The sequence below is a fragment of the Streptococcus sp. HMSC071H03 genome (assembly GCF_001813035.1).
In the GTDB taxonomy this organism is placed as follows: Bacteria; Bacillota; Bacilli; order Lactobacillales; family Streptococcaceae; genus Streptococcus; species Streptococcus anginosus.
In genome coordinates this window covers 16,387-26,870 of sequence record NZ_KV811149.1, presented here as the reverse complement: position 1 = coordinate 26,870, position 10,484 = coordinate 16,387, and the positions used below count along the sequence as shown (strand labels likewise).

Annotated in this window: 9 protein-coding genes and 1 pseudogene; 5 read left to right on the top strand and 5 right to left on the bottom strand. The window is 39.1% G+C overall.

Annotated elements, in window-relative coordinates:
* A partial coding sequence (locus HMPREF2887_RS02820) for an LPXTG cell wall anchor domain-containing protein (protein ID WP_148131476.1) occupies positions 1–565 on the top strand: 565 nt, incomplete at its 5' end.
* Positions 566–955: 390 nt separating this feature from the next.
* On the opposite strand, the gene HMPREF2887_RS02815 is transcribed toward HMPREF2887_RS02820, so the two are convergent.
* Together HMPREF2887_RS02815 and HMPREF2887_RS02810 are read right to left on the bottom strand one after the other, a co-directional pair.
* A complete protein-coding gene (locus tag HMPREF2887_RS02815) occupies positions 956–1,564 on the bottom strand; it encodes a hypothetical protein (protein ID WP_261673804.1) in 609 nt (202 codons plus the stop codon).
* A 133-nt stretch (positions 1,565–1,697) separates the two neighbouring features.
* Positions 1,698–2,372 carry a hypothetical protein gene (locus HMPREF2887_RS02810; RefSeq protein ID WP_021001206.1) on the bottom strand — a complete coding sequence of 225 codons (675 nt, stop codon included), beginning with the start codon at positions 2,370–2,372 and terminating at the stop codon, positions 1,698–1,700.
* Between the two features lie 606 nt (positions 2,373–2,978).
* Between HMPREF2887_RS02810 and HMPREF2887_RS02800 the strand changes: the two genes are divergently transcribed.
* Complete coding sequence (locus tag HMPREF2887_RS02800; RefSeq protein ID WP_037607385.1) at positions 2,979–3,710, top strand: MerR family transcriptional regulator; 732 nt, start codon at positions 2,979–2,981, stop codon at positions 3,708–3,710.
* 53 nt (positions 3,711–3,763) lie between these two features.
* Here HMPREF2887_RS02800 and HMPREF2887_RS02795 read toward each other — a convergent pair whose 3' ends face one another.
* Positions 3,764–4,936 carry an aminoacetone oxidase gene (locus HMPREF2887_RS02795; protein WP_021001208.1) on the bottom strand — a complete coding sequence of 391 codons (1,173 nt, stop codon included), beginning with the start codon at positions 4,934–4,936 and terminating at the stop codon, positions 3,764–3,766.
* 145 nt (positions 4,937–5,081) lie between these two features.
* On the opposite strand from HMPREF2887_RS02795, the gene HMPREF2887_RS02790 reads away from it, so the two are divergent.
* From HMPREF2887_RS02790 to HMPREF2887_RS02780, 3 genes and pseudogenes are all read left to right on the top strand, one after another.
* Positions 5,082–5,576, top strand: coding sequence for a DUF536 domain-containing protein (locus HMPREF2887_RS02790; protein ID WP_003032083.1), 495 nt, complete (start codon positions 5,082–5,084; stop codon positions 5,574–5,576).
* A 48-nt stretch (positions 5,577–5,624) separates the two neighbouring features.
* Positions 5,625–6,428 (top strand): hypothetical protein, encoded by an 804-nt coding sequence (locus HMPREF2887_RS02785; protein ID WP_041784077.1) that lies wholly within the window; start codon positions 5,625–5,627, stop codon positions 6,426–6,428.
* Between the two features lie 14 nt (positions 6,429–6,442).
* Positions 6,443–8,199: pseudogene (locus tag HMPREF2887_RS02780) on the top strand (glycerophosphoryl diester phosphodiesterase membrane domain-containing protein).
* Positions 8,200–8,253: 54 nt separating this feature from the next.
* Here HMPREF2887_RS02780 and HMPREF2887_RS02775 read toward each other — a convergent pair.
* Both HMPREF2887_RS02775 and HMPREF2887_RS02770 read right to left on the bottom strand, forming a co-directional pair.
* Positions 8,254–8,553: a YbaB/EbfC family nucleoid-associated protein gene (locus HMPREF2887_RS02775; protein ID WP_021001211.1), complete on the bottom strand. Its 300-nt coding sequence runs from the start codon at positions 8,551–8,553 to the stop codon at positions 8,254–8,256.
* Positions 8,554–8,589: 36 nt separating this feature from the next.
* A partial coding sequence (locus HMPREF2887_RS02770) for a Xaa-Pro dipeptidyl-peptidase (RefSeq protein ID WP_084740411.1) occupies positions 8,590–10,484 on the bottom strand: 1,895 nt, incomplete at its 5' end.

Below are 10,484 nucleotides of genomic sequence, written 5' to 3'. Positions count from 1 at the left end.
CTCTCCATTAGTAGAATACAACGGTGTTTACAAATGGTTTGCGAAGACAGATATTCTTCTTAAGAATGGTCAAAAGATTGCCAAGGGTACAGATTTGACGAAGTTTGTCAACCAAACTGTTGATCATAAGACAAGAACGGTTGTGTACTCATTCTCTAGCGCCTTCTTGAACAGTATTTCAGATAATAGTGAATTCCAAGCTACAGGTTACATGCAAGTGAAACAACTTGACTATGGTACTGTGAAGAATACCTTTACTGAAATTATCAATGGTGTTGAAAGAAATTCTAATACGGTAACAGTGGTAACGCCAGACAAGCCTAAGACTCCTGACAAACCACAAACACCGCCAGAAACTCCTAAGACACCTGAAAAACCGCAAACACCTCCTACACCAACACCTACTCCAGTAGTGCCAACTACTCCAAAACAACCTGTAACTCCACAAGTAACCTTGCCTTCAACAGGTGAAGCTACAAATGATGGTGCAGCATTGGTAGGATTAGCGTTTGCTGCTACAGCATTGTCAATGCTTGGCTTCAAGAAACGTAAAGAGGAAGAATAAGTCCCTAACGATGATTATCCTAACTCTTGCTAGGCATAGCGACAAAAAGAGGTTGAGACCGAGTCTCAACCTCTTTGTTATAATATAATAATGTCGTTGTTGATTGTGTATTTGGATATATGATCAATAAGTCAAAAATGTTTCATTTTGCATCTATTTTAAAATTTAAGTCAATCCTTTTCAGATTGAAAGGAGGACAAAAGAGGCTGGGACAAAAGTCCGACCCCAAATATAAAAAGCGAACAAAACTAGTTTTCTGGTAATCAGAATTCTGCTTTGTTCGCTTTTCGCATTTAATTATAGATTTGAAGGGCTTAATAATTAAGAATTTTATTTTTAAAAATTGAAATCTTTTTGTCTCAAACTTTTTAATATTATTGAAAATTGTTACTATCCGAGGCTGTCAATGGTTGCATTGATAATTTTAATGGATTCTTTTGTGTAATCTTTTTTTTGTTGTTGTCTTTCAGATTTTGTCATGGGACGTGGCTTTACTACTGGGTCTGGTTTTACGATAGGTTTTTGTTGTTTAACCTTCGTTTCAGCGGTAGGTGCTGGTTGGACAATTGGTGCGGGCTCAGGTTCTGGTTCTGGTTCTGTCTTTACATCAACGACTGCCTCTTCAACAACGGGCTGTACCTCTTCAGAAATGTCTTCTGAAGGTTGCTTTTCTCCCCATTCTTTGCGTGCATCTAGCTCTCGAATGACAAATGCTTTTCCACGATATTCTTTTGGAACAATGGTTGCGATTTGCTCGTCTGTGAAAAGTTCAGCTTCGTCAATGTCTACAACGTCCCAGACAATCTCACCGTTAGAATTACGGACATAGTAGCCGTTTTCATCTTTTTGTCCAGCCAAGAAACTAGATACGCCAATGATTTCTGTAACGTTGACATAACGCATGCCGGTATCAACGTCCCAAACACCTGAAAATACAGCTTCAAACAGTGCTTTGTATTGTTCTTCTGAATCTAATGAGAAGCCATTGATCGTTTTCATGGCATTAGCGCTATAAGCTCTTGATAGCACTTCAAGTTTTTTTTTTGTAAGTATCAAATGATTTGTTTTTTAAGAAGCGATCTTGCTCTAGTGTTAAAACGGGTTTATCTATTTCTGACATGATTGTAGACTCCTATTCATTATTATTGATATTAAAGTTTAAGGTGATCAGCATTAGTTTTGGCTGAGTGATTTTAAATAATTTACGAGCTAGTGAAATTTTGAAAATACCGATGATATTTCCTTTTGCATCTTGCCGGAAATTTTTTCCGACAACTTCTACATTTTCTTTGTGACCGTCCTTGACTGCTTCACGGACAGCTTCTAACATCGAGTCTTTTATCTCTTCAATACTTGAATACTCACTGTAAAAAGAGACAGAATGATGTTTTTTAAAGACAGCACGGTAAATCATTTTTCTATAAATTTTTTTATAAATAATGGCAATCAAAAATGGTATGGCTAAGCAGATATCAACGACTGGATTTTTTAAATAATCAAATAGTTGATTGTCAAAGTAGCTAATGACTGCTAAGTAACCAAGCGCCGATAGGATTTTAAAGTAGTTGCTAGCGATTACGATGTCTTCGGAACTATTTGCCACTAAAAATCCAACCAATATGTAGATGAAAGAAGCAATTAAAGCCGCAATGTGGATATAGTTTAGCGGTATATTGAGAATATTATATGTTAAGAGTAGGAGAGCTGTGCCGGCAACGAACACAATTCCTACAAAATAGATCAGTTCAGCTAACCACTTCAGCAAGACTAGAAAGACTAACGGTGTGTCTTTTTTCTTTTTTGACATTTTAATCCTTTCTATTCTTTGTTTATTTTTAAGGATAGCCAGACACTAACTTTCCTCATACAAGTACTCTTGTATTATTATATATATATTACCAAAATTTCACAAATAATACAATAAAATTCATATATTCTACGAGCGAAAATCCTTATTATTTCTATGTTTTCTTTCGTTTTGAGATGCAGTTGAAACAAGTGAAAGAAGAGATAGCTAACAGAGACAATAGGGACAAAAGAACTATTAACTTGCCGCCTCTGTTTATGTTAGTTATCATTACAGGGGGAGTTCGGAAAAACTTTGCTGTTTTTAGTCAGTTTAGAGTTTCCCAGGCACAATGGGAGCTGGTAGTTTCACCCCCGCAAGGGTGCTCAACAGTCCCTTAGACTATTGAGGTGGTGGATAAAGAAAACAAAGTTTTCGTCAAAAGTGCTCTTTCGTATTTGAAAAGCGAATGGTGTTGAGATTTGCTTTGCAAGCAACATTAGTGATTTTTTGTACAAAGCAAGGGCGTACTTTGTGATAACTCTATTTGGGGGTAAAATATTTTTAAAAAAGTATTGACTTCAACCTAAGGGGAGGGTTTATAATGAGATTTGTAAGGAGGAAATGATGTATCAAATCAAAGAAGCTGCGCAGCTTTCAGGTGTTTCTGTCAAAACACTGCATCACTATGATAAGATAGGCTTGCTTGTGCCGCAAAAGTCTGAAAACGGGTATCGTCTTTATAGTGAAGCAGATTTAGAGCGCCTGCAAGTTATTTTATTTTACAAATATCTTGGATTTTCTTTAAAGAAAATAGCAGAGCTACTAAGTCAGGAAGAGCAGGAACTATTGCCTCACTTGAACAAGCAATTGCAGTTTTTGCAGCAGGAAAGGGGACATTTGGATACCTTGATTTTCACCTTGCAAAAGACAATTCAAGCTCAAAAAGGAGAAAGAAAAATGACGACACAAGAAAAATTTGTTGGATTTACCTACGAAGACCATGCAAATTATTATCATCAAGCGGTTGAAACATACGGTCAAGAAGTAATGGACGAGTCTCGTGTACGACAAGTTGGCAAAGAAACTGAGACGACGGAAGCATTTAACAAAGTTTTTCGCAATCTAGCTAATAATATGCAAAAAGGTCTAGCTGTGGAAGCACAAGAGAATTTATCAGAAGCCGAGCAGTTATTTCAAGCAATGAATACCTATGCCTTTGATTGTTCTCTGGAAGTTTTCGCTTTTATTGGAAAAGGCTACGTGGCAAATCCTGAATTTAAGAAAAATATTGACCAATTTGGAGTTGGAACAGCTCAATATGTAGCAGATGTTATCCAAGCATACGTTCACAAGTAAAATAAAAAATAGGGCAAATACTAGTGTTCTGCATGGTAGCATTTGCTCTATTTTTAGTATTCCACACTTCCAGCAACCCAGCCAGTACAGAGAGCGACTGTAATATTAAATCCACCGGTATGAGCATTGATATCCAGCACTTCGCCAGCAAAATAAAGCCCAGAAACTAGTTTGCTTTCTAAAGTCTTGGGATTGATTTCCTTAAGACTGACACCGCCTTTGGTCACAAAAGATTTGGCTAGAGACATTTTGCCGATAATAGGAATCGGTAGAGCTTTGAGCTGTTGAATGAGCTCTTCTTTTTCTTTTTCAGTCAATTGTTTGCCTTTTTCAGGGAATGGCTGCGCGAAAAAGTCTGCCAGACGTTCAGGAAGCAATTGTTTGAGGCTATTTTTGAGCGATTTTTCTCGGTTATTTTCTAAAAATGCTGCCAAATCTTCCGCAGAAAACTGTGGTAAGACATCTAAATAAATGGTTTCACCGCCTTTGAGGAAACTGGAAAGTCGCAATGCGGCTGGACCAGATAAACCAAAATGAGTAAAGAGAAGGTCGTGAGTGATGATATGTTTATCATAATGGAGGGTGACATTGGCTAATGCAATCCCCTGCAAAGCCCTATGTGGAAAGTCAGTCAAAAGTGGGCTTTCAGCAGCCTCTAGCTCAGTAACCGTATGGTTGAAATGACGCGCAATCTCATAGCCAAAGCCAGTAGAGCCAGTTGAAGGATAGGATTTACCACCTGTGGTGACAATCAATCGGTCGCTGCTCCAAATGTGCTCACTTGACTTGATGATAAAGCAATCCGCGTTTTTCTTTACAGAAACCACTTCTGTCTGTGTCTTGATTGTAGCACCCAGCTCTTTTATTTTTTGTTCCAAGGCTTCAATAATTGTAGAAGATTTGTCTGTTGTTGGGAAAACGCGCTCGTGGTCTTCCACTTTAAGTTTCACGCCATTCTCAGTGAAAAAATTCATAATGTCATGATTGTCAAACTGGGAAAAGACACTGTAGAGGAAGCGACCGTTGCCTGGTATGCCAGCTAATAAATCTTCTAAAGTGCCATTATTCGTCACATTGCAGCGTCCGCCACCTGTTCCGGCAAGTTTCTTACCTAAGCGTTTATTTTTTTCTAAGAGGAGAGTCTTTTGTCCATGAAAAGAACTGGAAATAGCAGCCATCATACCAGCAGGTCCTCCGCCTATCACGATTGTATCAAAATGGTTCATTGTACTTCTTTCTTTAAATGAATATGTCAAATTTTATTGTATCATAAATATGGTGAAATTCCTTGAAATCCGGAGCAAATTTGACAGTTAAGCCTTGATATGATAAGATTTAGGTATATATCTAGAAAAAGTTTCAGAGGAAATTATGGCAATTGAAAAGACAGTCAGCGAGCTAGCCGAGATTTTAGGGATTAGCCGTCAGGCGATGAACAATCGGGTCAAAACTCTTGCGCCCGAAGATACCGACAAGAATGAAAAAGGGGTCACCGTTGTGACGCGCAGCGGTTTGATAAAGCTGGAAGAAATTTACAAAAAGACGATTTTTGAAGATGAACCGGTCAGCGAAGATGTCAAGCAACGTGAGCTCATGGAAATTTTGGTAGATGAGAAAAATGCAGAAATTGTGCGTTTGTATGACCAGTTAAAAGCAAAAGATGCTCAATTAGCTAAAAAAGATGAGCAATTGCGCGTGAAAGATGTGCAAATTGCTGAAAAAGATAAGCAATTAGACCAGCAGCAGCAATTGACTGCTAAGGCCATGAATGAGCGTGAAACGTTGCTATTAGAATTGGACGAAGCTAAAGAAAAAGTGCAAGCACAAGAGCAGAAAGGTTTCTTTGCAAGATTGTTTGGACGATAGAGAGAATCTCGGTTGAAGAAACTGAGATTTTTTTATAGAATGAAAGGTATGGTAAAGGAAGAACTAGCAAACAATATCAATATCCTTGGCTCTTTTTGTGGAAAACGCGATTTGCCAGAATTAACACAAAAAGCTTTAGAAGATAAATATAGCCTAAAACAGGCTGATGTCATGGTGCTGTTTGGTGGGAGTATTCTAGCGGGTGGAAATATTCTAGCGCAGGCTATGTTCGCGAATATCGCAAAGATTTATGTGATTGTTGGTGGCGCGGGTCATACGACTGATACTTTGCGCCAAGTAGTCGCTAAAGAGTATCCGAAAATAGAAACACAAACTTTGTCAGAGGCAGAAATTTTCAATGCTTACTTGAAAGAAAAGTATAACTTAGCAGCTGATTATTTGGAGTGTCGCTCGACCAATTGTGGAAACAACATCACTTATTTATTGGATTTGTTGGAGCACGAAAAGATTGATTATCAGTCTATTATTTTTTGTCAGGATGCCACTATGCAGGAACGAATGGACGCAGGGCTTAGAAAGTACCTCTCTAAGGAAAAGAAAATTATCAATTTTGCTGCATATCATGCAGAAGTGACGGTGAAAGAAGAACAGTTGACTTTTAAACAGAAACTTCATGGTATGTGGGCAATGGAGCGTTACATCAGTTTGTTAATGGGAGAAATTCCACGATTAACAGACAATGCAACTGGGTACGGACCAAAAGGAAAAAACTATATTGCGCATGTGGAGATTCCGGCAGAGGTCAGAATAGCTTTTGAAGCATTAAAACAAGATTATGCTGACTTAATCCGTCTAGCAAATCCTCTTTATGCTTCAGTTGATGAAAAATAAGTTAAAGGAGAATGATGAAACAACAGCGTTTAGGTTTTCAAAAACTCTATCAAAATCTTGATAAAATTCTATTTTTGTTTTTTATTATTTTTATGCTGACAGAATATGCTTGGTTGCCTTTTAATTCGTGGGCGGCAGGTACTTTGCTTCGTCAGACGGGCTATCAATTTCTATCGTATAACAATGTAGTTGGAGTGTTATCTAGTCATCCTCTAGTTACTCTGGCTTTTATCCTCTTGTTTTTAGCCAATCTGTTGGTCGCTTATGTTCAAATCACACTTCTTTTTTTAGGAGCGCACAATCTATTGACTCAAGAAAAGCGAACACTCTTGAAATTTACCAAGAAAACCATAGCAGACAGTTTGCTCACCTTAAAGCAGGCACGTCCTAGTAAAATCTTGTTTGTCTTGCTCTACATCGCTCTGCTCTTTCCTTTTCTCCGAAAAATCCTCAAAATTTACTATCTAAACAAAATTTTAGTTCCAAATTTATCTTAACTTATTTGAAAGAGACGTATTTTGGGGGTGCTGTCGTCCTGACCCTGCTTGTATGGCTGATGTTATTGATTGCGGTCAAGTTGATGTTTGCCTTGCCAAAAATCTTTTTTGAAAATTCTTCCGTAAGAGAAGCGGTGCAGTTCAGCTTAGAAAAAACTAAGAAACGAACTTTCTTTTATTCTTGGCAGTTGTTTTGGATTGTGACCAAGACTTTTCTCTTCTTTTTTGGAATGGCTCTGCCTCTCTTTCTTTTACAGCATGTTGCAGACGGTCATTCCAATCAAGTGGCAACGATTGCTGGTGTGATGAATTATGTGTTGCTGAAAAATGCTCACTATCTGATGTTGAGTTATTTCTTGATTAAATTCGTTTCTTTTCTGACTGAGCAAGGCTTGGCGGATTGTCCGCGGCGGAAGTTCGATCGTGTTTTGCGCTGGCTTGTGATTTCCATTGCTTCTGTATTTTTTGCAGTAGAAGGTTATATGTATCTCATTTTTCCATTGGAAACTGTTCCTGTTACGATTTCTCACCGAGGAGTGTCGCAGAAAAATGGTGTACAAAATACGATTCAGTCATTGGAAAAGACAGCTTTGCTGAAGCCGGATTACATTGAAATGGATGTGCAAGAGACAAAAGATGGTCAATTTGTCATGATGCACGATGCTAATCTTTTAAATTTGGTGGGTGTCAATGCAAGTCCACAGGATTTGACCTTGGCAGAACTAACTGATTTAGATGTTTCAGAAAATGGCTATCGGACAAAAATTTCTAGTTTTGATGCGTATCTCAAACGTGCCAACGAATTGGGACAGCGGCTGCTCATTGAAATCAAAACCAGCAAAAAAGATTCTTCGGATATGATGGAGCGCTTTTTGAAAAAATATGGTCCAACGATTAAAAAGTACGGGCATCAAATGCATTCATTGGACTATCGCGTGATTGAAAAGGTTGTGAAATACGATGCCAGCATTAAAAGCTTTTTTATCTTGCCTTATAATACAATCTTCCCACGAACCAAAGCTAGCGGTTATACTATGGAATATTCCACACTGGATGAAAACTTTGTTTCTAAGTTGTGGCAAGCCGATAAATTGCTCTATGATTGGACGGTCAACGATGTAAGCAGCATTACAAAATCTTTCCGCTTGAATGTTGACGGTATCATAACGGATGATGTTCAACTGGTGCAAAGTTCCATTAAAGAGCTGAAAGACAATCCAAAATATACAGACTTACTCCTCAATAAAGCCTTTGATTTCTTTAATTTTACATAAAATAGCCCCCTCTTAGCAATGAACTAGGAGGGGGTGAGTTTTTTGAGATTTGTTTTAAAACGGCATTTTGCCTGCAAAGGCACCTAATTTTTTCTTAGTTGCGGCATCAATTTCTGCGAGGGCAGCGTTGATAGCTTGGGTTGTCATGTCAGATAAAGTTTCTAAGTCTTCTGGGTCGACAACGGCTTCTTGGAAGTCGATTTTGACGACTTTTTTATCACCTGTAAGAGTTGCGACCACGAGGCTTTGGGCAGATTTGCCAACAAATTCTGTCGCAGCAAGCTCGGCTTGCCCTTTTTCCATTTGTTTTTGTAATTTTTGTGCTTGTTTCATCATTGATTGCATATTCATCATTGTTTTGGTTCTCCTTAATTTTCAAACATTAACGTCTTATTTTACCATATCTGGCACATCTAAGCTAGAGTTTGCTAGGTCAATGGTCAAATGATAGTCAGTATTATCGCGGACGGTGTGCTCAAAGTCGGTTGTGTAAAGGACGAGGCGAAGTGTATCGCCTATTTTCATTTTGTAAATGGTTGGCTGCAATTCAAAAGAAAATTCCAACCATTGGTCTGGTGTGACTTCTTCGACGGTTAGCAGATTGTTGCGGTTCTGTAGGTTGAGAAATCCTTTTGTCACAACGCGATGCGGTGTCTCTTTGAAAGGCAATTCCATTAAATGATCCAGCATATAAAAGCGACCATTGTCCATGACTTTTGGTGCAAGGACGCCAGGAATTGGGATGAGGCGTTTAGCTTGTCCAAAATCTAACAGCTGTGCGGAAATCAAGCCTTTATCGGTGCTGGATTTAAGGCGCAGATTGAGCTTGACGGGGCCGTTAAGGAAAAGGTCTTTTTCTAAAGTGAAGTCAACGGTCACTTGATTGACTTTTCCGTCAAAGAGTTCATTTTTGAAGGTTTGATAAGTCTTGCTGAAACGCTTGTAGTCCGTCTCAGAGTAAGCATTTTGAATATCTTGAGTAGTACTACCTAGATTGAAATGAGTGTAGTGTTCTGGATTGCCGAAAGTCTCTAGTGACAACCAGCTTTGTGCTTGACTATTGTCTTGCCAGATTACGGTTGGCAATTCAAAGTGAGAATTGTAGCCTAGCAGTTTCTTGCTGAGAAGTGCATTCATGGACTCACGAAAGTCAATGGATTGCCAATTGTTCATGTAAACGTGAGCACCGTTGTGGAAAAACAAATGCTTTTTGATGTTTTGTGGCAGGGCATGGAACATGTTGTACACATTGAGCGGCTTGACATTCCAGTCTTGGGAGCCATGCGTAAAGACGACTTCGGCTTTGACCTTGTGCGCGTGAATCAGATAGTTGCGGTCATGCCAAAATTGATTGTAGTCCCCTGTTTTGCGATCGAGATTTTCTTTTAATGATTTGAGGCTTTTTTGATACTCAGCATCGTGACGAAGACGTTCACCTGCTAGAAGATTGCGTGAGTAGGTTAATTCTGTCAAAGAGTCAAAATCTTCACCAGGATAGCCCCCAGGACTTGTCACCAAACCATTTTCACGATAGTAATTGTACCAAGAAGAAATTCCAGCTTCGGCAATAATAACCTCCAGCCCTTCTACGCCAGTCGTAGCTAGCCCATTTGACAAGGTTCCGAGGTAAGAAATTCCTGTTGTAGCAACTTTTCCATTGGACCAAGTGGCTTTGATTTCTCGCTGTTTGGTATGGTCTGTGAACGCACGGCAGCGACCATTGAGCCAATCAATAACGTTTTTATAGGCTTCGATTTGATAATAATCTCCGCTCGTCATAAGCCCCTCAGAGTCCTTGGTTCCCACACCTGATACATATAAATTAGCAAAACCACGAGGAAGCAAATAATCATTGAGCGTGTAAGTACCGATATGACCGAGTGTTTCTTCTGCTTGCTCCACCAATACTGCTTGACCTTGTGGTTCAACCAAGCAAACTTCAGAGTTATGGACGGTAATTTTTCCAGCTTCCTTTTTAACCAAATCCACATTCATGTTATAGAGCGCTTTGTCGCTAGCTTTGTCGTTGGTTCCTTGGTGATAAGGGCTGGCAGTCATAACGGCAGGAATTTGTCCGTCAAAACGAGGACGAATGATACTGACCTTAATCAAATCAGGCAGACCGTCTTCGTCGGTATCCACGCGCGATTCCACATAGACCACTTCGCGGATTGCATTATGGCTAGTAAAAGTCGCAAGACTTTTACCATTGAAATAGTGGTAGGTATTGTCTTCAGGAATCAAACCGTCGCTCACTAGTTTATCAATCAAGAGATTGCCGTTTT